Origin of the sequence: Pseudomonas atagonensis, assembly GCF_011369485.1 — a bacterium.
Lineage (GTDB): Bacteria > Pseudomonadota > Gammaproteobacteria > Pseudomonadales > Pseudomonadaceae > Aquipseudomonas > Aquipseudomonas atagonensis.
The window spans coordinates 53,127-76,245 of record NZ_VXCA01000013.1; the positions used below are offsets into that span (position 1 = coordinate 53,127).

A 23,119-nucleotide genomic window follows, 5' to 3' on the forward strand; every position below is an offset into this window, starting at 1 on the left:
GGTTGGGATGAGCCAGTACAAGATCCGATCCAGGCCATTCAATGACGAACGCCTGCCTTACAGCGGCAGGAGCCTTGCGGCCAACCGGAAAACCGAACCAGAGTGACTGGGATTCAAATCAGAATATTCGCACGCTGACCGCAGCCGGGACGGGAAGTCATCCGGCGCCTGTAAACGCTTGAGTCCGGCATGCTAGCACAGATGAGCGGTCACTTATGCCTCTGTTTGAGCGGAAGGCAAATCGTCCGTTTTTATGCCAGAGTGCTGAACTTGAGTGGCCTTTACACCCTCAGATAACAAGACATTGACCCACAAGGAGCATCCTCGCATGCGTCTGAATACCCTATTCGCCGTAGTCGCCCCCATCGTTATGCTGCTGCCACTGAGCGCCCACGCCGATTGGCCTAAGGGCGAACGCGAGAAATACATGGCGCAGTGCACCCAGGCGGCCACTCCACAGATCGGCGCCGCCGCAGCGAAATCTCACTGTGCCTGTGGCGCAGATGCCATCAAGTCTTACCCGGCCAGCGATATTCAGGCACTGATGGACAACAAGGCCACCCCTGAATTACAGCAGAAAGCGTTGGGGCAAATAGCCAAATGCAAGGCCAATACGCCAGCGAAAAAGTAAGTAAAAATCGCATCTGACTCCGCTCAGCGCCCGTAAAAACGGCTGAATTTGAGCCTTTTCGGACGATTTATGCAGGTTTTACAGGTTTTTTTATTGTCTTTACGTTTCGCTCAAAGCCTTTGAAACCGGGGGTTTCAGCGCAAATGGGCAGTAAAGAAAACACGACTGATTGGCAAACAGCACGTCCGGGGGGCTACCAAAGCGAACATTTCGACTATGATACTCCGGTGTGCCCAGTTGGCCTGAGCAGCACAGTACTACTGAAAATATATGTTTCTTGGAGATACACCATGTCTAATCGCCAAACCGGCACCGTTAAATGGTTCAACGATGAAAAAGGCTTCGGCTTCATCACTCCTCAAGGTGGCGGTGACGACCTGTTCGTACACTTCAAAGCTATCGAATCCGACGGTTTCAAAAGCCTGAAAGAAGGCCAGACCGTTTCCTTCGTGGCTGAGAAAGGCCAAAAGGGTATGCAAGCTGCACAGGTTCGCCCAGAGTAATTTCTCGGCGCACTAAAAAAACCCCGTCCATGTGACGGGGTTTTTTATGCCTGAAACAAAAGTGCCCGGGATCAGCCGCAGTTGACGCGGGTAACCACCAGGCCGTTGTCGGTGTTCAGGTTCAGGCGATCGGAGCGGTACTCCAACGTGATCATGTCATTGGGCTTGAGGAAACGCGCATTTTGCGCGCCAGCCTTGGCCCGGGCTTGCTCCAGCAACTCTGGCGAAGCTTTCTTGCCAATGGCGAACTCCGCCGCCGTTGCTTCGCAGCGGCTGTGACCGGATTCGGTTGCCACTGGATCCTTTGCCGACTCGCTGGAGGTCGTACTGCAACCGGCCAACATGGCAGCGGCCATAAGTGCACCCAGTGTCGCGAACTTCAAAGGCATGAAGCCTCCTTGTATTCAAAAAAGTTAAGCTGAGATTGTGCGACCGCCGATCCGGCGTTTGGTTTCACGGCGATGCCATCACCCTGCCCCACAACCGGAAAAACGCCGAGTGTGCCTCAGCGGCCCCCATAAATTCTCCAATCAATCGTGACTGGATATTAACGAACTCAATAAACGTCGATGTAGTCGTACGGCGGGTTCGGCCAGTTGTCTTTGAGCGCGTTGAAAATCTGCATCACCCACACCTCGTCGCTCGCCGCGACATTTCCCACGTAACCCGAGCCCTTGGCCCAGGTTTCAAGACGAAACAGCAGGCCATCGATATCCTGCCCGCCAGTGACTCCCGAAGAGATATAGGCGATGCCGCTCTTGGTCACGCGCAGTTGCGTATGTTCGTCGTCGCTGGCCGAAGCGAGCAACTGGCGTACCGCGTCTAGCGTAAGGCCGTCAGGGGTATTCAAATCGATCTGCACAGCACGATCCTTGGATAAGCCGGAAAAGACCAAGTGTCGCATAGCGCTGCGTTCATGCCTAAGTCGCAGTGCCAAACCCGTGACAAAGTGGTTAACTCGCTCTCGGACATTCCCGACTTTTCGAGCGCACTCATGAGCACCGTAAGCATCAATGCCGACATCAAAGTCCTGTGGCCGAAGGGGCACAGTTCATATAGCCCGGGCAGCTCGGAAGAGCTGGCACTGATCAGCATTGATCTGCTGGTCAAGACGATGGGAACACAAGGCGCGCAAACGTTTATTGCACAGGTGTTCGAGAGGTATCAGCAGCCCAAAGGCACACCGGACACTGAGAGGGAGTAACGACCCGCAGGCTGGCACCTGCGGGTCTTTGCCTTACTTGAGACGTTTCAGGCGCTCGGTCAGCAAGTCGAAGAAGCCCTGGGCATCGCCATTTTCGACCCAGAAGGCATTTTTCGGTTGCTTCAGGCCGTCATACCAATCAACGACGGTCTGACCGAAAGTGATCCCTTCACGGCTATCAACAGCGACATTCACCGAGCGACCGGTAAACAGTTCCGGCTTGAGCAGGTAGGCGATAACAGTCGCGTCATGCACCGGGCCGCCCGGGATGCCGTAATGCTCCATATCCCCTTTGATGTACTCGTTGAGGATGTCGCTGACAATCTTGCTCGCGTTGTTGTTGAGCGCTGCGATCTGCTTCAGACGCGCGTCACTGGTGAGAATCTTGTGCGTCACGTCCAGCGGCAGATAGGTCAATTTCACGCCGCTCTTGAGCACTACTTCAGCCGCTTGCGGATCGGCAAACAGGTTGAATTCGGCCACCGGGGTGATGTTGCCACCGTTGAAGTGCGCGCCACCCATGATCACGACCTCCTTGATGCCCTGAACAATCTCGGGTTCCTGGATCAGCGCCAGCGCCAGATTGGTCTGCGGACCGAGCATGGCGATGGTGATGCTGTGCGGTTTGGCTTTTTTCAAGGTGTCGATCAAATAGTTGACCGCATTGCCTTCAGCCAGGCCCTTTTTCGGCTCGTGCACGGTGACACCCGACAGGCCTTCCTTGCCATGGATGTTCTCGGCGTAAATCGGCGTACGCATCAGCGGTTTTGGTGCGCCGGCGTACACCGGTACATCCTCGCGCCCTGCCCACTCGCGAGCCAGGCGTGCGTTTCGCGAAGTCTTGTCGAGACGTACGTTGCCAGCCACGGTGGTCAGCGCTCGAATATTCAGTTCGTCCGGCGAGGCCAGCGCGAACAGCAAGGCGACCACGTCGTCGGCACCCGGATCAGTGTCGATGATCAGATCGATTTTTTCCGCCGCATGAGCGCCGGTTGCAGTTATCACGGACAAAAGCAGCAGACTCCGGATCAGTTGATGCAGTTTTTGAGCATAGCGTTGCATGGCGCATTCCTTGTGCATGTGAAAACGAAAATCAGAAAGTAACCCCAGCCACCAGCACGATGTTGCAGTACGGCTGACATTCGCCGGTACGCACAATCGCTCGAGCCTGCCGGCTGAGAACCTTGAATTGCTCGTGACTGAGCAGGTCGCGACGACCCAGTGCACCCTCTTCGTTCAACTCATCCAGCGAGGTCAGCGCTGTCGGTTGCTTGTCGAAAATTTCCTTGGCCAGCGCATGGCTTTCTACCTGCATCTCGCTCAGCACGACTTTCAACGTGCTGACGAAATCAGGAACGCCATGGGTCAGCGCCAGGTCGATCAATTCGACGCCCGGCGGCACGGGCAGCCCGGCATCACCAATGACCACCATGTCGCCATGGCCAAGGGACGCAATCAGACGCGACAACGCGACGTTGAGCAAAGGAGTCTTTTTCATGCGGGTTTGAAGGCCTGTACGTCGGATTGGGTTGGAATGGAGGGTTGTGCGCCGGCACGAGTAACCGACAGCGCAGCGGCAATCTGCCCGTAGCGGATCGCCTCGGCTTCGGATTTGCCACTGGCCAGGGCCGCAGCGAAACCGCCGACGAAGGTGTCGCCCGCCGCCGTGGTGTCGACGGCCTTCACTTTAGGTGCAGGGAAATGCTCGAAACCTGTGCCATTGGCGAATAACGAACCTTCAGCGCCAAGCGTGATGATGACTTTGCCCGCCCCCATTGCAATCAAATGGCTTGCGGCGCTTTCTGCAGTTTTCAACGAATCGACCGGCAATCCGCTCAACGCAGCCGCTTCACTTTCGTTGGGAATCAGGTAATCAATCGCCGGAAACCAGTCTGCCGGCAGCGGGCGACTGGCCGGGGCCGGATTGAGAATCACGGTTTTGCCCAGTGCACGGGCACGCTTGAGTGCATGGCCCACGGTCGCATCCGGAATCTCCAGCTGGCAGATGACGACATCGGCAGCCTGCAACACGGCATCGAAGCGGTCGATGACCTCAGGCGTCATTGCGCCATTGGCGCCAGCGACGATCACAATCGCATTCTGACTGTTGTCATCGACGACAATCAGCGCGACGCCACTGGAATCCTCGACAACGCTCACTGCCTGACAGTCAATCTGTTCAGCCAGCAAGGCATCGCGCAGCTGCACGCCATAGTCATCGTTGCCAACACAACCCACCATTGCCACCTGCGCGCCCAAGCGTGCAGCGGCCACAGCCTGATTGGCACCCTTGCCGCCAGAAACAGTGGCGAACGAATGGCCGATCAGCGTTTCACCGCCCCGGGGCAGGCGTGGCGCCCGGGTGACCAGATCCATGTTCAGGCTGCCTATTACCACTACATTTGCGGGCATACATCATTACTCGTCAATTCGGTTTCAGCGGTATTCGGTGAATACGCCAGACAGCGGCGCAGTCGATTCGCGCAAGACAATACTCGGGGTCACGATCCGTTGATCGGTGCCCAGATTCGGCGTGGCAATCCTTCGCAACAATACTTCTGCGGCCATCTCTCCTAACTGCAGGATCGATTGGCCGACCGTGGTCAGCGCCGGATATACGTAACGGCTCATTTGGATATCGTCGAAGCCGATCACCGACAACTCGGCTGGCACTCGCACATTCCTTTCTGCCGCAGCGCGCAGGACACCGATACCGATCATGTCGTTACCGGCAAAAATGGCGCTCGGCGGATTGGTTTCAAGCAGGCTCGCCGCCGCGTTGTAGCCGCCAGTGCTGGTGAAATCACTTTCCAGCATGCGCTCCTGGCGCACCTCAATGCCCGCCTCTTTCAGCGCACGGCAATACCCGGCCTGACGCATCTGCGCCACGCTGGTACTGGCCGGGCCGCCGATGGTGGCAATGTCACGATGCCCCAGCTCGAGCAGATGGCGGGTGGCGAGGTAAGCGCCGTACTCATGATCGATGCGCACCAGATCGGCATCGACACCATCCAGACCACGGTCGACGATGACCATTGGCGTTTTCACACCGGCAAGTCCTTGCGCCAGGCCACTGTCGCCACCGGCTGAGGCAACAATCAGCCCATCGATGCGCTTTTCCAGCAATACGCGCAAATAGCTACGCTGCTTTTCCGGGTTGTCGTCGGAGTTGCAGAGGATCACGCAGTAGCCATTACGCTCGCAGTAATCCTCGATGCCCCGCGCCAGCTCAGCGAAGTACGGGTTGAGGCTGTTGGGCACCAGCAAACCAATGGTCGCGGTGGTCTTGGCCTTCAGTGAACGCGCCACAGCGCTGGGCACGTAGTCGAGGCTCTTGATGGCTGCCTCGACCTTTCGCCGGACTTCCTGGCTGACCGGCCGCGTATTGTTCACCACGTGGGACACAGTCGTATAGGAAATCCCGGCGAGCGCGGCCACATCCTTGATTGTTGCCATGGTTCAGCCCCGTCGACTTGCGCGTTGACTGCGATAGGTGTCGAGCACCACGGCAATGACGATGACCGCACCGGTGATGATGCGCTTGGTCGGTTCGGTCGCACCGATCTGCGCCAGACCCGCCGCCAGTACGGAGATGATCAATACTCCGAAGAACGTGCTGATCACCGAACCGCGCCCGCCCATCAGGCTCGTGCCGCCGATCACCACGGCGGCGATCACTTGCAGTTCGAGACCGGAGCCGGCGTTCGGGTCGGCCGCTTCCAGACGCGAAATCTGAAACAGTGCAGCGATACCGGCCAACAGCCCCATCAGGCTGAACACCAGAATTTTGTAGGGTTTGGGATTGATCCCTGCCAGACGTACTGCTTCTTCATTGGTGCCGATACCGATCAGGTAGCGACCGAACACGGTACGCGTCAGAACTGCCTGCGCAATGAAGATCACCAGCAAGGCAATGATGAACGACGGCGAGATACCGAACGCGATCGGATTCGACAGCCAGGCAAATGAATCACCGATGTAAGCGGTGCGCGAACCGGTCATCTGATACGCCAGGCCGCGCGCCATTTCCAGCACGCCCAGGGACACGATGAACGACGGAATTCGCCACGCTACTGTGATCGATCCGGTGACAGTGCCGGCCAGCGCCGCCACAGCCATACCCAGCAATGCCGAGGGCAACACGCCCCAGCCCCAGCCCAGAATCGCCACACTGACCGTCGAAGCGGCGAGCGCCAGCACCGAGCCCACCGAAAGGTCGATACCGCCGATGATCAGCACGAAGGTCATGCCGACCGCCAGCACCATCAAATCGGGAATCTGGTTGGCCAGGGTGCTGAAGGTGTTATAGGAGAGAAAGTGGCTGCTCAAGACCGAGAACAGCGCGACCATCGCCAGCAAGGCGCCGGCCAGGCCCAGATAAGTGCCCAAGCCATAGAAGTTGCCACTACGTTTGCCGGCGGAAGTTGCAGTTTTCATGGGAGATCCCTAGGCGCCGCTTCGTTGAGCAACGCATCACGTTTTTGGTAGCCGGCGAACGCGGCGGCAAGCAAATCATCCTGAGTCCAACTGTCACGCTCGAACGTGTCGATCAGACGACCTGCCGAGAGCACGCCGATGCGATCGCAGATCAGCATCAATTCGCGCAGATCACTGGACACCACCACCAGCGCTTTGCCCTGGCGAGTCAGTTCGCCGAGCAAGGCATAAATGTCGAACTTGGCGCCGACATCGATGCCACGAGTAGGCTCATCGAACAGCAGCACCGAGCAATCACGCTCCAGCCAGCGGCCGATTACTACCTTCTGCTGGTTGCCCCCGGACAACTCCGAGACAAGCTGTGTCGGGCTGGAACTGCGGATGCGCATGGCGTCGATCTGACGCTGAGCCAAGGAAATTTCATCGCCATTGTTGACGAAACCGCCGCTGGAAATGTCCGGCATATTGCCCAAAGCAATGTTGGCGCTAATCGACTGACTGAGCAGCAAACCTTCGCCTTTACGGTCTTCGGTGATCAGCGCGATGCCATTGCGCACCGCATCGACGGGCGATCGAATACTCACGACCTGCGCGGGCGAGCCCAGAGATATCGTGCCGCTGTCGGCCACATCGGCGCCGAAAATCAGGCGCAGCAACTCGGTACGGCCCGCCCCGATCAATCCGGAAATCCCGAAAATCTCGCCGGCACGCACTTCGAACGAGACGTCGCGCACCTTGTCCGATCGCGTCAGACCGTTAACCGTCAACATCGGCGCGCCGATTTTGCGCGGGCCGAGGTCGATGTGTTCGCCCAGTTCCCGGCCGACCATCAACGTGACCAGTTGCTCACTGTTGTAATTGGCCATTGGCTCGACACAGACCAGATTACCGTCGCGCAGCACTGCGATGCGCTGCGCCACCCGGGCCAGTTCTTCGAGGCGGTGGGAAATGTAGATGATCGAGACGCCACGCGCCTGCAATCGGGTGATCTGCTCAAAGAGCATTTCGACTTCGCGCGCCGTGAGCATCGCGGTCGGCTCATCGAGAATCAGCACATGGCAATCGCCGATCAGGTTGCGGGCGATTTCGACCATCTGCTGATGCCCGATACCCAACTCGCCGACCAGCGTGTCCGGATCGATCGCATCGAGGCCGACTTGCGCCATGGCTTCGATAGCGGCTTTGCGCAATTGTTTGCGGCTGATCCAGCCACCATTACTCGGCAGGTTGTCGAGAAACAGATTTTCCGCCACCGACAGCGTCGGCAACAGATTGAGTTCTTGCATGACCATGCGCACGCCAAGATCTTCGGCCTGGGTACGGCTGCCCGGACGATAGTCCTTGCCCTGGAATTGCATCTGGCCGGTCGTCGGGGTGACCAGACCGCCAATGATCTTCGAGAGGGTGCTTTTACCGGCGCCATTCTCGCCGGTCAGCGCCAGCACTTCACCGCGCATCAGCGTCAAATCGATGCCGGTGAGCACCGGTTGCGCGTAAGTCTTACCGATACCGCTGACCGAGAGGACAGCGTTCGGGGCGGAAACTGACATAAAAAACTCTCCATGCGCTCGCCCGGACGGACGAGCGCCGTTGTGTCGCCGAAGGACTACTTCTTGGTGACCAGCTCGACCGGGGTTTCGATGACGCCGTTGGCGCCGCTGTCGACTTTCTCGCCCTTGATGATTTTCAGCGCGGTCTCGATGCCGAACACAGCTTGTTTGGCTGCATACTGGTCAGCAGTGGCCAGCACGCGGCCGTCTTTCAACATTGGCTGAATCGCATTGATGTTGTCGTAACCGACCACTTGTACCTGACCGGCCTTGCCGGCAGCGCGGACTGCGGAAACGGCGCCAACTGCCATGCTGTCGTTGCCGGCCAGCAGGGCTTTGACGTCCGGGTATTCGCTGAGAATCGACGCGGCAACCTTGTTGCCCTTGTCGATTTCCCAGTCACCGGATTGCAGGGAAACCACCTTGATTTGCGCCGCTTCCATCGCATCCTTGAAACCCGCAGTACGCTGCTGGGCGTTGGTGGTCGTGGACACACCTTCAATAATGCCGACTTCGTCACCGGCCTTCAGCTGCTTGGCCAGGTATTCGCCAACCAGACGAGCGCCCTTGCGGTTGTCCGGGCCTACGAATGGCACGCTGATGTTTTTGCTTTTGACCACGGCAGGATCGAGCTGATTGTCGATGTTGATCACGGTGATGCCGGCATCGACGGCCTTCTTGATGACCGGCACCATCGCCTTGGAGTCGGACGGCGCGATGACCAGCGCATTGACCTTGGCCAGAATCATCTGCTCGACGATGCGGGTCTGGCCGGCAGTGTCGGTTTCGTCTTTGATGCCGTTGGAGATCAGGTCGAAATCGGCGGAGTGGTCTTTCTGGTAAGCCTTGGCACCGTCTTCCATGGTCAGGAAGAATTCATTGGCCAGCGATTTCATGACCAGGGCGACTTTGGGTTTTTCAGGAGATTCGGCGAACGCCGAGGAGACAGGTAGTGCGGCGGCTGTAGCAGCCAGCATAGCGACAGCAAGAAGACGTCCAGCGAATGGCAGCTTCATGGGTTCACTCCGATCTTATGATTATTGTGAGCAACGTTTGCGCTGACGTAAGCTACATCACCTTCCGCCGATGGCACATTACATCGAAAGAGGCGCGCAAACGTTTGCGTAGATCGAACTATGCGAATCCCGCCGACATTTGTCAACAATCAGAAATCAGCAGATGTTGTAGGGCGAATCGTTCGATTCGCCCCTGACTCGCTCAAGCCGTGGTGCTGATCAGCCCGCCGCTATTGGAATCCTTGGCCAGCTCTTTGATCAGATTGCCGGAGACTTCAGACAGCGCGCCGTTGGTATCAGCGATTTGCCCCTGAATCGACATGACCACCGCCGCTTTGGCTTCCGGCGTCGGGTAACTGGCTGCCTGTGCCGCCGCCAGTTGCTGCTGCTGTTCCTGCAATTGTTTTTGCAGTTCCTGCATGCGTTTGAGCAGCATTTTCACGGCAATACTTTGATTGCCGCCGCTCTCGGCCTTGCTGTCGTCCTGGGCGGGGCCACCGGTTCTGACCTGGTTCGAGTCGCCCTCATCCTTAGCCAGTATTTCAGTGGAGGCCTGCGCCGTAGCGTCGCTCAAGGCATTAACCGTGGCGGCGGACTTGCCGCCGATGGTGACGCCAGCAGCATTGGGAAAACCGACAGTCAGTGACATGTTAACTCCTGAAAAAAAGATCCTTAAAGACCCATCGGCCTGCGCGACGCTTTCTTTAGCAAAGCGGTTGAAGCCCTGTCGCCCCTGCCGGCTCGCAGAACCGGCTGATGTTTTCGGACAGCCGAACAAAAAAGCCCTCCATGTTCGGAAAACCGGATAACCAAGGCATCAGGGCAATCTGGCGATCAATAAATTATTGATATAAATCATCGGGTTAAACATTTTTCTCAAGCACAGTACGGCTGGTACAGATCCTGCTCCCTCCCCTGTACCCCGGGCATCCAGATCGGCTCGGGGCGCATCTAGATGAACCTGCACCAGCACCGTCTCACTACTAGAGAGAAAAATAATGAAATCTGCTTTCAACACCTTGGTTCCGGGCGCTCTGGCCCTCCTCCTGCTCCTGCCGACCGCCCTTCAGGCAAAAGAAGTCGAAACCCAGACCAAACTCGCCAACGTTGTGGTACTTGCCACCGGCGGCACCATTGCCGGGGCTGGCGCCAGTGCCGCCAACAGCGCAACTTACCAGGCCGCCAAAGTCGGTGTGGAACAGCTGATCGCCGGCATTCCTGAACTGAGCAAACTGGCCAATGTGCGCGGCGAGCAAGTCATGCAGATCGCCTCGGAAAGCATCACCAACGACAACCTCCTGCAATTGGGCCGCCGCGTTGCCGAGCTGGCTGACAGCAAAGACGTCGATGGCATCGTCATCACCCACGGCACCGATACCCTGGAAGAAACCGCTTACTTCCTGAACCTGGTGGAAAAAACCGACAAGCCGATCATCGTTGTCGGCTCGATGCGCCCAGGCACCGCCATGTCCGCCGACGGCATGCTCAACCTGTACAACGCTGTTGCCGTGGCCAGCAGCAAAGACGCGCGCGGCAAAGGCGTACTGGTGACCATGAATGATGAAATCCAGTCCGGTCGCGACGTCAGCAAAATGATCAACATCAAGACCGAGGCATTCAAGAGCGCCTGGGGCCCGCTGGGCATGGTCGTGGAAGGCAAATCCTACTGGTTCCGTCTGCCGGCCAAGCGCCACACCATGGATTCGGAATTCGACATCAAGAACATCAAGAGCCTTCCTGACGTGGAAATCGCCTATTCCTACGGCAACGTGAGCGATACCGCCTACAAGGCCCTTGCGCAATCCGGCGCCAAAGCCATCATCCACGCTGGCACCGGCAACGGTTCGGTGTCCTCCCGCGTCGTGCCAGCCCTGCAGGCATTGCGCAAGGATGGTGTGCAGATCATTCGCTCGTCCCACGTCAATGCCGGCGGTTTCGTCCTGCGCAACGCCGAACAGCCTGACGACAAGTACGACTGGGTGGTTGCCCATGACCTGAACCCACAGAAGGCACGCATCCTGGCCATGGTCGCCCTGACCAAAACCAACGACAGCAAAGAGCTGCAGCGGATGTTCTGGGAATACTGACTGACCTTCGCCCGATCCGTTCGTGATCGGGCACTCCTTCTACCACTCGCCCACACGGCGGGTGGTATGTCGCCTACAGCCCTCCTGCATTTTTCCTACAAAAAATTCGACACCGCTCACACTAAAACTGAAAAACCGCTGTCAGAGGATTTTCTTGAATTTTAAGCAGTTGCGAAAATTCCTACAGTTAAATACTGTATGCACGTACAGCTTAATAAGGATAACCTCGTGGCCACCTCCCCTGATGCTCCTGACGCTTACGAACGCATGGGCATGCGCGTTCAGAAAATCATCAACTCCCCCACCGCCCAGAAAGCCAAAGCCGCACTGATCTTCCGTCTACCGGACGAGCCGATGGATGAGTGGGAGCGCCTGCTCGAGGAAATCGACGAGAACGACAACGTCACCCTGGCCTATCGCGACGATGGCGGCGTGCAGATTTTTTGGGTTGTGCCGAAGGAAGATTGATTCAATGAGTGTCCGCTGTTTTGCTTTGCTGTTGTTGTTCATTGCTTTTGGTGCTCAGGCTGGCGCGCCACGCACCTTTACCGAAGCCAAGAAGGTTGCCTGGAAACTGTATGCACCTCAGTCGACCGAGTTTTATTGCGGGTGCAAATACACCGGCAACAAGGTTGATCTGAAAGCCTGCGGCTACGTACCGCGAAAAAATGCGAAACGCGCCTCGCGCATTGAGTGGGAGCATATTGTTCCGGCCTGGCAGTTCGGCCATCAGCGCCAATGCTGGCAGGAAGGTGGACGCAAGAATTGCACCCGCTACGACCCGAGCTATCAGAAGGCCGAAGCCGATCTGCATAACCTGGTACCGAGCATTGGCGAGGTCAATGGCGATCGCAGTAACTTCAGCTACGGCTGGCTGCCAGTGCAATCAGGTCAATATGGCTCGTGTCTGACCCAGGTCGACTTCAAGGCCAAGAAGGTCATGCCCCGCCCTTCGATTCGCGGCATGATTGCCCGCACCTATTTCTACATGAGCAAGCAATACGGCTTGCGCTTGTCGAAACAGGATCGGCAGCTCTATGAAGCCTGGGACAAGACCTACCCGGTGCAAGACTGGGAGCGCCAACGCAATCAAAGCGTGGCCTGCGTGATGGGGCGCGGTAACGAGTTTGTCGGCCCGGTGAATCTCAAAACCTGCGGCTGATCGATCCGGTAAAAGAAAAGGCCTCGAACCTAAGGTTCGAGGCCTTTTTGTGCCTAGCTGCCAGCCTTGTTGTAGCGCCAGTAACCCATCAAATTCAACGACTCCCGGGGGATGCCACATTCCTTGATAAGGTATCGGCGCAAACTCATCACCGCCGCCGACTCTCCAGCGACCCACCCGTAAAATCCTTCAGGCGCCGTATCGGCAATTTCCCAGAGGATGTCCTTGTCGATGTCGACATCGGCCAACTCGATCGCGCGCCCGGCGGAAGACTGATGCACAGGCAGCGTCGCCTCACGCACCGCTTCAACCATCAACGCCCCTGCGATCGTTTCACTGGTTTGATCGCGAATCAACCACTTCACTGACAACCCCGGCCAGTCAGGAACGCTCAGCATGTCCCCGGCACTCTCCACTTCGAAAAACGCCTGCACTTGCGACGGCTCGGCGAGCGCCGCCAACTCATCGAGAATGCCCATGGCAGCCGGTAGCGCAGTGGCATCGGCTACCAGTAAAACCTGCTTCAAGGTCTGCGGTGGCTTCCACTCAAACCCGCCAGCCTGCTGTGCGGTGAAATGACTGTCGGGCGCGAGGATCTGCATGGCATCGCCGGGCTGCGCACGCAACGCCCAGCGCGAGGCAGGACCCGTTTCGCCGTGCAGGACAAAATCGATATCCACTTCGCCCTGTTCGGCGCGCAAATGGCGGATGGTGTAAGTGCGCATCGCAGGGCGACGATCCGCGAGCATCGCCCGAAAACGAGCGTACCAACCTTCCTCTTGGGAAAGTCGGGATTGCGAGCCGTCGGCGGCAGGGAAAAACAGCTTTACGCGTTGATCCGGTGCCCAGGTCGCCATTTCCTCGACGGGCGAACCGCAGAGCGTGATCCGCATCATGTGCGGACTCAACTGCGTTTTTCGCAGCAAGGTGACATCAAACAGTTTGTACGGATTGGCGGAGGCCATGGGGAGCTCCTTCGGAAAATCATCAGCGAGTTCAGTTGGAACGAATCGCGTCTGACAACCTTTAGGCAGCTCCGCCGAATGGATCGCTTACGGTGCGAGCGGATGCTCGACCAGAACCGATTCCACGTTTTGTTTCTTGGCCTTCACCAAAGCGGCATCCACTTGTATTTTTCGAGCTTCGGCTTCGGCCTGGGAATTGAACGGGCCAATCAGAATCCGCGTTTTGCCGCTGCTGTCCTTGATCACCGTTGGCACAAAAGCGTGCTCGATCAACCAGCCACTCAAGTCGCTGACAGCCTGAGGAGTTTCACCGCGCACCTCAAGATCCCACTGTGGAGCAGCGGCCGCCGCAGGCGCTGTTGCGACCGCCACTTTCGGCTTTGGTGCGTCTACACTCTTGCCTTCACCACATCCTGCCAATGCCAGTGCCGCGACTACCCAGACCAATTTGCGCACAACGCTTTCCTCGGAATTCTCAAAGCGGCGATCTTAACATTCAAAAATACTTCGCGAGCCCCGCAAAATGGGCACAAAACAACGAGATTGATGATTGCAGCCTCTGTATAGTTACGCCCTGGGAATTAATGCCGCTTCTGTGCGTCAGAAAGAGGCACCCAAACCGTGAGACTTCGCACTAATCTATACGTACCACCGACCTCTGCACTGTCTGAATCAGGTGCCCTACAAAGCAATCAAGGAGAAGACCATGCTGATACTCACCCGCAAAGTCGGTGAAAGCATAAACATTGGTGATGACATTACGATCACCATCCTCGGCGTAAGCGGCCAGCAAGTCCGCATCGGCATCAACGCTCCAAAGAACGTCGCCGTACACCGTGAAGAGATTTATCAGCGCATTCAGGCTGGCCTGACCGCCCCGGACAAGCCACAGACTCCCTGAGCCGCATCGCAGTCAGTAGCCAGTTCGTTTGCCTCGTGTAATGACTGGCTAAAGATTCACGCGCCGTATTGCAATCCGCTCCCCACTCCGCTGGGCACGGCGCCTGACATATGACCCCGCTCCACTTCCTTTCCAGTACCGCATCCCCTCCTGCTGCCCGATACTACCCGCCATTTCCGTGGCTGGCTGTCGGACGTTTCCGATAGCGCGCAGAGAATCCGCTCTCTAACCAAATGTCACACCGCGCGCCATGCCTGTCGCAGCCACCACCATCAACACCAGCAATAACGCCTCGACATGACTGATGCGCGCATACAACTTTGCCCGTCCAGTCTCGAGCGCGGCGCCACGCGCTGAAGCGATCCGCCATTTGATCAAGGTGATCATCGGCGCAAGCTCCAGCAATAAAATCAGCACAAACAGCGTCATCTTCAGATGAAACAGCGGTTGATGAAGGTAATAGTCGGCGCCCTTTTCATACCCGCCAAAGGCACGCACCCCACCTGTAACCAGCAGAATCAGCGCCGAAATACCCCACAGGTTATCGGCGAGTAGTACGCGCCTGGCTTCTCCGGCACCTGCGGCCAGACGACTGAACGCCGCTCCACGGGTCAGCACCGCCCAGAAGCCCAAAGCAAAAGCCAATAGATGAACAGCCGCGAGAAACCAGTGAACCAGCATCGACACACCCCTTTATAAAGTGTTGAAAATCGGCCAGTCAGTAGTAGTTGAAAACGCAAGGATTTGCTCGCTCAGGCTCGATTACCGGGGCGGCTGGTGTGATTAAAAGCGCCTGAAAAGCACCGCGGTTGCCAAATCGCAGGCAAAAAAAATCCCAAGCAGCTGATGGAAGCTTGGGATTTAAAAATGCATAAACCGTGGTGGTGAACGCGGGGCGAATGTTACTGAATTCCACAGCCCGTAACAACGTATTTTTGATAACCGGTCGGTTAAAAATAATCGTAAGTCATTAAATATCCACACTATTTCAAAGGACGATGGCGACAGACGGTTACCCATCACTCCATACAAATTGCCGCTGACGGGAAAGCCTTCCGGCCAAAAGTACACGCCCTATGACAAATACAAATTCATATCGACTTACAAGAAATTTGGTGGCACTACGGAATGAGAACGCATCTGCTCGTATCTTTTAAAGCGTTCTTTGACGAACTCCGAAAATGAAACCTTATGCGATCCCCCGCGCCCTTCTCGCCCGCATCAGCGCTCAGCACAAATCCAAGACAACAAAAAAGGGCTCACCTTTCGGTGAGCCCTTCCAGACCGCCCAGCAGAGCGGATTTTGTTTGGTAGGCGCGATTGGACTCGAACCAACGACCCCCACCATGTCAAGGTGGTGCTCTAACCAACTGAGCTACGTGCCTGCTGTGAGGCGGCATTCTACGGAATTCCGGAGGGGTGTCAACACCTTTTTTTCACCTAACCCTATGAATATGCAAAATATTTAATTTCGGGTCGGCGAAGAAGATTTTTCCGGTAGCTGGCGGAGGTTTTTTAACTGGGGTAGGATCGGCGCAATCGTAAAATATATTAAACAGAGGCTGCAGGATGGCGAACACCCCTTACCCAGAGTCTTATTACGCTGCGTCGGCCAATGCCGTACCGCCACGTCCGGCCCTGCAGGATGATGTGGAGACGGATGTCTGTGTGATTGGCGCCGGGTACACCGGACTGTCCTCTGCCTTGTTTCTGCTGGAGAACGGTTTTCGTGTGACGGTACTGGAAGCCGCCAAGGTCGGCTTCGGCGCCTCCGGGCGTAATGGCGGGCAGATCGTTAACAGTTATAGCCGCGACATCGATGTGATCGAGCGCAGCGTCGGCCCCAAGCAGGCGCAGTTGCTTGGGCAGATGGCGTTTGAAGGCGGCCGGATCATTCGTGAGCGTGTCGCCAGGTACAACATCCAGTGCGACCTGAAGGATGGCGGCGTGTTCGCTGCCCTCACGGGTAAACAGATGGGCCACCTGGAATCTCAGAAACGTCTGTGGGAGCGCTTCGGCCATACGCAGCTCGAACTGCTCGATCAGCGTCGTATCCGCGAAGTTGTCGCGTGTGATCAATACGTCGGCGGCATGCTCGATATGAGTGGCGGGCACATTCACCCGCTTAACCTGGCGCTGGGTGAGGCCGCCGCAGTGGAATCCCTCGGCGGCACAATTTATGAGCAATCCCCCGCCGTGCGTATCGAACGTGGCGCCAATCCAGTGGTGCATACGCCGCAAGGCAAGGTCAGGGCCAAGTTCATCATCGTTGCCGGCAATGCCTACCTCGGTAATCTGGTGCCGGAACTGGCGGCCAAATCGATGCCGTGCGGCACCCAGGTGATCACAACCGAACCGCTGGGTGACGAACTTGCAAAAGCTCTGCTGCCGCAGGACTACTGCGTCGAAGACTGTAACTATTTGCTCGACTACTACCGACTGACCGGCGACAACCGCCTGATCTTCGGCGGCGGCGTGGTGTATGGCGCACGGGATCCGGCCAACATCGAAGCGATCATTCGTCCGAAAATGCTCAAGGCGTTTCCGCAGCTCAAGGACGTGAAGATTGATTACGCATGGACAGGAAATTTCCTGCTGACCCTGTCGCGTTTGCCGCAGGTTGGGCGTTTGGGCGACAACATCTATTACTCGCAAGGCTGCAGCGGCCACGGTGTGACGTACACGCATCTGGCCGGCAAAGTGTTGGCCGAAGCACTGCGTGGTCAGGCTGAACGTTTTGATGCGTTTGCGGACTTGCCGCACTACCCGTTCCCGGGTGGGCAACTGTTGCGTACACCGTTTGCGGCGCTGGGGGCTTGGTATTACGGGTTGCGCGACAAGTACGGCCTATAAAAACCATTGTGCCGAGGGGATTTATCCCCGTTGGGGTGCGAAGCGCCCCCTCTTCAATAGAAGGGGACTGCTGCACAGTCCAACGGGGATAAATCCCCTCACCACAGTAGTCTCAGCCAGACTTTCAATCAGAGTTGGTCGCGGGCAATCCCGCTGCGAATCCGCAAGATGTCAGCCAATACCGCCAAGGCAATCTCCGCCGGCGTTTTGCTGCCCAGGTTCAGACCGATCGGCGCATGAATCCGCGTCAGTTCGCCCTCCCCCAGACCGCCAATCCGCCGCAAACGCTCGAAGCGCTTCTGCGATGTCTGCTGTGAGCCCATGACGCCAATGTAGAACGCCTCGGTGCGCACCGCCTCCATCATCGCGAGATCGTCGATCCGCGGATCGTGGGTCAGCGCCACCACCGCCGTGTCGCGATGACAACCACCGTCGGCGATAAACACCGAAGGCAGTTGCCGACGAATCTCCACGCCGTTGAGCACCACACCTTCGAGCACTTCATCGCGCGGATCGCAGAGAATCACTTCAAACCCGAGACCCACCGCGAACTCGGCACAGGCCTGCGCCACACTGGAATAACCCGCGAGCAACAGACGCTGAGCCGCGCCGACACGAATCCGCACACGATCAATCTCGCGCTCGATGCGTGCGCCCTGTTCGCGATCGGCAAACAAGGCACGTGCGCCGCTGACCAGATCAACCTCGCGGATCAAGCGCCGCTGACCGAGCAGCGCCGATTCCAGCTCACGCAGATGCGCCTGCACGTCACAGTCCGCGTCAAATTTCTCTACCAGCACATCGAGGATGCCGCCACAGGGCAGGCTGACCCGAGAACGCGGATCGTCGCCCTCCCCATAACGCACCACGTTGACTGCATCGAGAAACGCACCTTCGGCGACCCGCTCGAGGAAGTCCTCTTCGACGCAACCACCTGACAACGACCCGATCCACTGGCCGCCTTCGTTCACCGCCAGCAGCGAACCCGGCGCCCGCGGTGCCGAGCCGTAGGTGGTCAGCACGGTGCAGAGCCAGATGCGCTGCCCCGCCACCGACCACTCCAGCGCCCGCCGCACCACTTGTAGATCGAGATGCTGCATGTCAGTGCGCCTTGTGCTCGAGGGTCGGTGCGTCGGCCTGCAGTTTCTGCACGTCGCTCACCGCCAGTTCGGCGGATTGGCCGCCCCAGCCCTGACGCAGGTAGTTGAGCAGATCAGTCAGCTGTTCAGGGCTGAGCTTGTCGGCAAAACCCGGCATCGGCTGCATGTGTTCGAACCCGGCAAACTTCTGCTCGCCGATACCGTCCTCGATCACCCGCAGCAGGTTGCGCGGGTCTTCCAGGCGCAGCGTGGTGTTGCCGCGCATGGCCACCGCGATGTGCGGCTTACCCTCGCCACCGGCGGCGTGGCAACCGGCGCAGACGTTCAAGTATTCCTGACGGCCGCGCTGGGCGCTCGCGCTGAGCTTGTCCACCGACACCTCGACGAGTTCCTTGGCTGCCGGCGGTTGGTCGCCGAGCAGGAAGGTCGCCATCGCTGCCAGATCCTGATCGTTCAGACCCTGAGTGCTGTTGTGGAACACCGGGAACATCTCGTTGAACATCGTCCCTTGCGCGCTCATGCCGTGCTTGAGGAACGTGCTCAGATCCTGATGATTCCAGCCGCGCGCAGCGAGGTCAGTGGCCAGCAGGCTTGGCGCCAGATACCCATTGAGGATGCCGCCAGTCAGGCGTTTGTCCATCTGCATCGCGCCCGGCAGGCCGCGTGGCGTGTGGCACTCGCCGCAGTGGCCGAGGACGTCGACCATGTATTGGCCGCGCTTCCACGCTTCGCTTTTGCCTTCGCCGGCGTCCAGCTTCACGTCTGTGCCGTACATCATGTTCCAGCCCATCAGGCCCAGACGCACGTTGAACGGAAAACTCAGGCTGGTGACCGGTGCTGCGCGCTCGATCGGCTCGACGGTTTTCAGGTAAGCGTGAATCGCGTCCGAATCTTCCCGTGGCACCAGGTGATACGAGGTGTATGGCATCGCCGGGTAAAGGTTGGCGCCGTCGCGACGCTTGCCCTTGGTCAGCGCAGCGAAGAACTCGTCATCGTTATACAGACCGATACCGTGCTCTTTGCTCGGGGTGATGTTGGTGCCGTAGATCGTGCCGAACGGCGACACGATCGGCAGGCCACCGGCATACGGCGCGCCGCCCGGTGCGGTGTGGCAGGCCATGCAGTCCGCAGCGCGGGCGAGGTACTCGCCACGCTTGACCTGATCATCGGCGTGGGCAAATACCACCGGCGCAGCCAGCCCGACCGCCAGGGTCAGGCGGGTCAGTAATAGCTTCATGCTTAACCCTCCTTGACCAGGCCGAGATCGGTCAGCACGTTGCGGGTGGCGTTGTAGTAACGCACGTACCCGGTGCAACGGCAGACGTGATGGCCGAGGCTGTCCTCGATGACTTTTTCCAGCTGGCTTTTGACGATTGGCTGGCGTTGCAGCTTCTCGACCAGTACGGTCGCGGCGTTGACGAAGCCTGGCGCGCAGTAGCTGCACTGGAAGGCGAACTCGTCGACGAAACGCTGCTGGATCGGATTCAGCTCGGTGACCTGTCCCTGCTCGTCGCGGCTCGCGTGGCCTTCGATGGTGCGGACTTTTTTGCCTTCGAAGTAATGCGCGCCGGTGATGCAGGTGCGTACTTCTTCGCTGGTGCCGTCCGGGTTGTCGACGATCACCACGCAGGCGTGGCAGATGCCCTGGCCGCAGCCCAGGCGCGAACCGGTGAGGTTTTTGTATTCGTGCAGGTAGTCGATCATCGGCAGGTCATCAGGGATGTCCACCGGGCCGACGGTTTGACCATTGAGGGTCAGTTGAAGCGGACGGTTAGCCATTGAGGGCCTCCTTGATGCGCGCAGCAGTGATTGGCAGATCGCGAACACGTTTACCGATGGCGTGCGCCACGGCGTTACCGATGGCACCGACCACCGGGATCATCACCACTTCGGCGATGCCTTTGGACGGGTCGCTAGGCGACAGGGCCGGGAGAATCTCCGACGTCTGCTTCCACACGGCAACGTGACGGGCCATCGGCAAACGGTAACGGTTGAAGTTCCAGTCACCCTCCCCCGGCCCGCCTTCGTACAGCGGCATCTCTTCCATCAGTGCGTGACCGATGCCCATGGCGATACCGCCTTCGAGCTGGCCCTTGACCAACTCTTCGACCAGCACACGGCCGCACTCGACCCACGAATGGTGGTTGAGCACTTCGACTTCCGCCGAGCCTTTGTTGACCTTCAGTTCGACCAGCGTCGCGACCGGGCTGTAGTAAGTCACGGCGGCGTTGTTCAACTGAGTCGCTGGATAGCTGATGTTCTGGCGATCCAGCAGATGGAAACCGGCCGTACTCATCAGCGCTTGCTTGGCTTTCGGGGCTCCGTCGCCATACTTGACGGCCAGACCGTCGAGCGGCAGACGCTCGCGCACGCCGTCGATGCTGTATTCAGCCTCGGCCCAGCTCCAGCGGTTAAAGCCGTGCACGGTGGCTCCGGTGACCAGGCCGCGTGCGTGAGCATGTTTGGCCAGCTCTTCGAAGCTCAGCGGCTGCATGCCGTTGGCGGTGAGTTTGCCGTCGACCCAATGCGCATCTTCGCGACGCACCACGTAAGGGTTGGCCTGGCCGCCGAACGGGCCCTGACGCCAGATCTCCAGTGCTGCCGGCCACAAGCCGTGGTTGAACAGCACGCGCGCCGCTTCACGGGTGGCGTGACTGAAGTAATAAGCCGAGTTGGTCGCCGACGAGGCCGAAGCCAGTTTGCCAACCCAGCGCGGGTTGCGCAGTAGGTTGTCCTGCTCAGCCTGGCTCATGATGTAAGGGTTGCCGCTGGTGATCAGCTGCATTTCCTTCCATTCGGTTTCGCCGGTTTTCACCTCGTGCGCCGGGCTGCCGAGGAAATCGGCGACAACCAGGGCTTGTGACGTGGACATGCCGGTGCCGATCTCGATACCGATATGGCGCAGCTGGATGCGACCTTCGGCGGTGAATTCGATGCTGGCCATCGGCGCTTCGGAACCGGTGCCGAAGTCTTTCTGGCAAATGGCAAAACCGACGCCGTACCAATTGTCCGGGTCGGCGGCTTCGCGTTGTTTCTTGATCGCGTCACGGTTTTTCCAGACTTCGTGCACCGAGGCTTTGTCGAGGATTTCGTGCAGGCGCAGCGCACCGGCCGGGATCGCGCCCTGAGTGTTCTTCATCCCAGAACGCAGAGCGTTCTTGCGGCGCAGGTCAATGGCGTCGACATTCAGACGATTGGCGATTTCGTCGACCATCATTTCGGTCGCCGCCATGCTCTGCAGGGTGCCGTAGCCGCGCATCGAACCGGCCTCAACGCCACGCGAATGGTAAGCGGTGACTTGCAGGTCGTTCTGCGGCATGTAGTAGATCGACTGCGCAGCCGTGGCGCCAACCGCCGCCACCGAAGGGCTGTAGTTGATCCGGCCACCGCCGTCGACGCTCATTTCGGCGCGGAAAATCTTGAAGCTGTAGTCGTTCTTGTCCACGGCCAACTGGTAGCGGATATCGAACGGGTGACGCTTGATGCCGCTCTGGAATTGCTCGTAGCGGTCGTTGGCCAGACGCACCGGCACACCGGCGCCATACAGCGCAGCGAGGGCCGCGTAGTAGACGAAGATGTTGTGGTCTTTGGAGCCGTAACCAACGGTGTAGCCCGGGTGCATGTTCAGGTTGGCCAGGCCGAAGCGCGACGGCGCGATCATTTTCGCGGTCTCGGTCGCCGCTTCCAATGGGCACTGGGTGGCCACAACGAAGTGCAGGGTCTTGGTTTTCGGGTCGTACCAGCCGTTGCCGTTGTCCGGTTCCATGGCGGCCGGTTCAATCGACGGGGTCTTGTAGCGCTCGTCGAACACCAGCCAGTTATCCGGCGGCGAGTCGACTTCTTTCTTCATCCGATCGGCGTAAAACAGGCCACGCTCGGTCAGGTTGCCGTGCAGGTTCGGCTGGGAATTCCACACCGGGCGACGGTTTTTCAGCATCGGGAAGAGGATCGAGTCCTTGAGGCTGGCGAATTCGTCTTCGTCGGCCGAGGTCGGACCACCTACGCGTACGTAGCGGAAGCTACCATACGGATCGCCTTCGTAATACGGAACCTGGGCACCGTAACGAATCGCCTTGTCATTGAATTTGAGTTTGTTCTTGGCCTGACGGAAACGCTCGAAATCGTTCCAGATCAGGATCGCCACCGGATGGCCGATGAACATTGGCACTTTGCCTTCCGGCAGTAGCGGATCCGGTGCGTGTTCTTCCGGGAAGACGATGCCGTCCTTGTCCAGGTCAGCCGCGGTGACGATGCGGTCAGGCTGCAAATCGGCACCGAGCCACGACAGGTCGTAGCCGTCGTAGATGCGGTCAGCCTTGATGGTTTTCAACAGCATGGCGTGGCCTTGCTGTTCGGGCCAGCCCGGCATGTCCTTGGATCGGATGTCGCGGGCAAACACCTTGCTACCGCAGACTTTCGACAAGGCATCGTTACGCTGGCGCGCCTTGCCGTTGTTGCCGAGCCATTTCTCGGACGGCACGGTGACGCTGTTTTCCATCAAGGCAGCCAGCGCCTGACTGCTGAGCGGCGTGAGCGTGACGCTCACACCCGCCACCAGCCCGCCCTGGAGGAACGAGCGCCGGGATATTTCACGGTTGGACATGGATCATCCTCTGGGCGGTTATACGTCCGCCCTTCTGGTTATCTACTGGGAATCTCGAGTCTTGCAGAAGCCCTTCTTGGCTAAACAAAGGGCGTGATGACAGTGCA

Annotated in this window: 25 protein-coding genes and 1 tRNA gene; 8 read left to right on the forward strand and 18 right to left on the reverse strand. The window is 58.3% G+C overall.

The window, feature by feature from the left end:
* Positions 1-328 precede the first annotated feature (328 nt).
* Together F2P67_RS09715 and F2P67_RS09720 are read left to right on the forward strand one after the other, a co-directional pair.
* Positions 329-631, forward strand: a complete 303-nt coding sequence (locus tag F2P67_RS09715) for a hypothetical protein (RefSeq protein WP_077571952.1) — start codon at positions 329-331, stop codon at positions 629-631.
* A gap of 290 nt (positions 632-921) precedes the next feature.
* Entirely contained in the window at positions 922-1,134 is a 213-nt protein-coding gene (locus F2P67_RS09720) for a cold-shock protein (RefSeq protein WP_003179963.1), read from the forward strand.
* Between the two features lie 71 nt (positions 1,135-1,205).
* On the opposite strand, the gene F2P67_RS09725 is transcribed toward F2P67_RS09720, so the two are convergent.
* Together F2P67_RS09725 and F2P67_RS09730 are read right to left on the reverse strand one after the other, a co-directional pair.
* A complete protein-coding gene (locus F2P67_RS09725; RefSeq protein WP_166219777.1) occupies positions 1,206-1,523 on the reverse strand; it encodes an I78 family peptidase inhibitor in 318 nt (105 codons plus the stop codon).
* Between the two features lie 167 nt (positions 1,524-1,690).
* The gene (locus F2P67_RS09730; protein ID WP_166219779.1) at positions 1,691-1,996 is read right to left on the reverse strand and encodes a hypothetical protein; all 306 of its coding nucleotides are present in this window, start codon (positions 1,994-1,996) and stop codon (positions 1,691-1,693) included.
* A 132-nt stretch (positions 1,997-2,128) separates the two neighbouring features.
* Between F2P67_RS09730 and F2P67_RS09735 the strand changes: the two genes are divergently transcribed.
* Positions 2,129-2,338 carry a hypothetical protein gene (locus tag F2P67_RS09735; RefSeq protein ID WP_166220006.1) on the forward strand — a complete coding sequence of 70 codons (210 nt, stop codon included), beginning with the start codon at positions 2,129-2,131 and terminating at the stop codon, positions 2,336-2,338.
* A 33-nt stretch (positions 2,339-2,371) separates the two neighbouring features.
* Here F2P67_RS09735 and F2P67_RS09740 read toward each other — a convergent pair whose 3' ends face one another.
* The 8 genes from F2P67_RS09740 to F2P67_RS09775 all read right to left on the reverse strand — a co-directional run bounded on the left by F2P67_RS09740 (position 2,372) and on the right by F2P67_RS09775 (position 9,990).
* A complete protein-coding gene (locus tag F2P67_RS09740; RefSeq protein WP_166219781.1) occupies positions 2,372-3,400 on the reverse strand; it encodes a nucleoside hydrolase in 1,029 nt (342 codons plus the stop codon).
* Between the two features lie 31 nt (positions 3,401-3,431).
* Positions 3,432-3,836: a D-ribose pyranase gene (gene rbsD / locus F2P67_RS09745; protein WP_166219783.1), complete on the reverse strand. Its 405-nt coding sequence runs from the start codon at positions 3,834-3,836 to the stop codon at positions 3,432-3,434.
* The gene (gene rbsK, locus F2P67_RS09750; protein ID WP_166219786.1) at positions 3,833-4,750 is read right to left on the reverse strand and encodes a ribokinase; all 918 of its coding nucleotides are present in this window, start codon (positions 4,748-4,750) and stop codon (positions 3,833-3,835) included. Before rbsK ends, rbsD begins: the two co-directional genes overlap by 4 nt.
* A gap of 24 nt (positions 4,751-4,774) precedes the next feature.
* Positions 4,775-5,794 (reverse strand): LacI family DNA-binding transcriptional regulator, encoded by a 1,020-nt coding sequence (locus F2P67_RS09755; RefSeq protein ID WP_166219788.1) that lies wholly within the window; start codon positions 5,792-5,794, stop codon positions 4,775-4,777.
* 3 nt (positions 5,795-5,797) lie between these two features.
* A complete protein-coding gene (locus tag F2P67_RS09760; protein WP_166219790.1) occupies positions 5,798-6,775 on the reverse strand; it encodes an ABC transporter permease in 978 nt (325 codons plus the stop codon).
* On the reverse strand, positions 6,772-8,325 hold the full coding sequence (locus F2P67_RS09765; RefSeq protein WP_166219792.1) for a sugar ABC transporter ATP-binding protein: 1,554 nt from the start codon (positions 8,323-8,325) through the stop codon (positions 6,772-6,774). Before F2P67_RS09765 ends, F2P67_RS09760 begins: the two co-directional genes overlap by 4 nt.
* A 56-nt stretch (positions 8,326-8,381) precedes the next feature.
* Positions 8,382-9,341: a sugar ABC transporter substrate-binding protein gene (locus F2P67_RS09770; RefSeq protein WP_166219794.1), complete on the reverse strand. Its 960-nt coding sequence runs from the start codon at positions 9,339-9,341 to the stop codon at positions 8,382-8,384.
* 202 nt (positions 9,342-9,543) lie between these two features.
* Complete coding sequence (locus tag F2P67_RS09775; RefSeq protein ID WP_166219796.1) at positions 9,544-9,990, reverse strand: hypothetical protein; 447 nt, start codon at positions 9,988-9,990, stop codon at positions 9,544-9,546.
* A 349-nt stretch (positions 9,991-10,339) separates the two neighbouring features.
* Here F2P67_RS09775 and F2P67_RS09780 point away from each other — a divergent pair, with 349 nt between their 5' ends.
* The 3 genes from F2P67_RS09780 to F2P67_RS09790 all read left to right on the forward strand — a co-directional run bounded on the left by F2P67_RS09780 (position 10,340) and on the right by F2P67_RS09790 (position 12,590).
* Positions 10,340-11,428, forward strand: a complete 1,089-nt coding sequence (locus F2P67_RS09780) for an asparaginase (protein WP_166219798.1) — start codon at positions 10,340-10,342, stop codon at positions 11,426-11,428.
* A gap of 198 nt (positions 11,429-11,626) precedes the next feature.
* Positions 11,627-11,896 (forward strand): DUF1654 domain-containing protein, encoded by a 270-nt coding sequence (locus F2P67_RS09785; RefSeq protein WP_166219800.1) that lies wholly within the window; start codon positions 11,627-11,629, stop codon positions 11,894-11,896.
* Positions 11,897-11,900: 4 nt separating this feature from the next.
* A complete protein-coding gene (locus F2P67_RS09790) occupies positions 11,901-12,590 on the forward strand; it encodes an endonuclease (RefSeq protein ID WP_166219802.1) in 690 nt (229 codons plus the stop codon).
* A 53-nt stretch (positions 12,591-12,643) separates the two neighbouring features.
* Here F2P67_RS09790 and F2P67_RS09795 read toward each other — a convergent pair whose 3' ends face one another.
* Positions 12,644-13,555, reverse strand: a complete 912-nt coding sequence (locus tag F2P67_RS09795; protein ID WP_166219804.1) for a siderophore-interacting protein — start codon at positions 13,553-13,555, stop codon at positions 12,644-12,646.
* 87 nt (positions 13,556-13,642) lie between these two features.
* Complete coding sequence (locus F2P67_RS09800) at positions 13,643-14,011, reverse strand: SPOR domain-containing protein (RefSeq protein ID WP_166219806.1); 369 nt, start codon at positions 14,009-14,011, stop codon at positions 13,643-13,645.
* Positions 14,012-14,261: 250 nt separating this feature from the next.
* On the opposite strand from F2P67_RS09800, the gene csrA reads away from it, so the two are divergent.
* Complete coding sequence (gene csrA / locus F2P67_RS09805) at positions 14,262-14,456, forward strand: carbon storage regulator CsrA (protein WP_003179932.1); 195 nt, start codon at positions 14,262-14,264, stop codon at positions 14,454-14,456.
* Between the two features lie 225 nt (positions 14,457-14,681).
* On the opposite strand, the gene F2P67_RS09810 is transcribed toward csrA, so the two are convergent.
* Together F2P67_RS09810 and F2P67_RS09815 are read right to left on the reverse strand one after the other, a co-directional pair.
* Positions 14,682-15,137, reverse strand: coding sequence for a DUF2214 family protein (locus F2P67_RS09810; protein ID WP_166219808.1), 456 nt, complete (start codon positions 15,135-15,137; stop codon positions 14,682-14,684).
* Between the two features lie 627 nt (positions 15,138-15,764).
* Positions 15,765-15,841, reverse strand: a tRNA-Val gene (locus F2P67_RS09815).
* Positions 15,842-16,025: 184 nt separating this feature from the next.
* Here F2P67_RS09815 and F2P67_RS09820 point away from each other — a divergent pair.
* Positions 16,026-17,309: an NAD(P)/FAD-dependent oxidoreductase gene (locus F2P67_RS09820; RefSeq protein ID WP_166219810.1), complete on the forward strand. Its 1,284-nt coding sequence runs from the start codon at positions 16,026-16,028 to the stop codon at positions 17,307-17,309.
* A 128-nt stretch (positions 17,310-17,437) separates the two neighbouring features.
* Here the strand turns inward: F2P67_RS09820 and F2P67_RS09825 are convergent, their stop codons facing one another.
* From F2P67_RS09825 to F2P67_RS09840, 4 genes are read right to left on the reverse strand one after another with little or no spacing between them, the layout of a single operon-like run.
* Positions 17,438-18,409 (reverse strand): XdhC family protein, encoded by a 972-nt coding sequence (locus F2P67_RS09825; RefSeq protein WP_166219812.1) that lies wholly within the window; start codon positions 18,407-18,409, stop codon positions 17,438-17,440.
* Between the two features lies 1 nt (position 18,410).
* Entirely contained in the window at positions 18,411-19,646 is a 1,236-nt protein-coding gene (locus F2P67_RS09830) for a c-type cytochrome (protein WP_166219814.1), read from the reverse strand.
* A gap of 2 nt (positions 19,647-19,648) precedes the next feature.
* The gene (locus F2P67_RS09835; protein WP_166219816.1) at positions 19,649-20,188 is read right to left on the reverse strand and encodes a (2Fe-2S)-binding protein; all 540 of its coding nucleotides are present in this window, start codon (positions 20,186-20,188) and stop codon (positions 19,649-19,651) included.
* Positions 20,181-23,012, reverse strand: a complete 2,832-nt coding sequence (locus F2P67_RS09840) for a xanthine dehydrogenase family protein molybdopterin-binding subunit (protein WP_166219818.1) — start codon at positions 23,010-23,012, stop codon at positions 20,181-20,183. Before F2P67_RS09840 ends, F2P67_RS09835 begins: the two co-directional genes overlap by 8 nt.
* Positions 23,013-23,119: the final 107 nt, after the last annotated feature.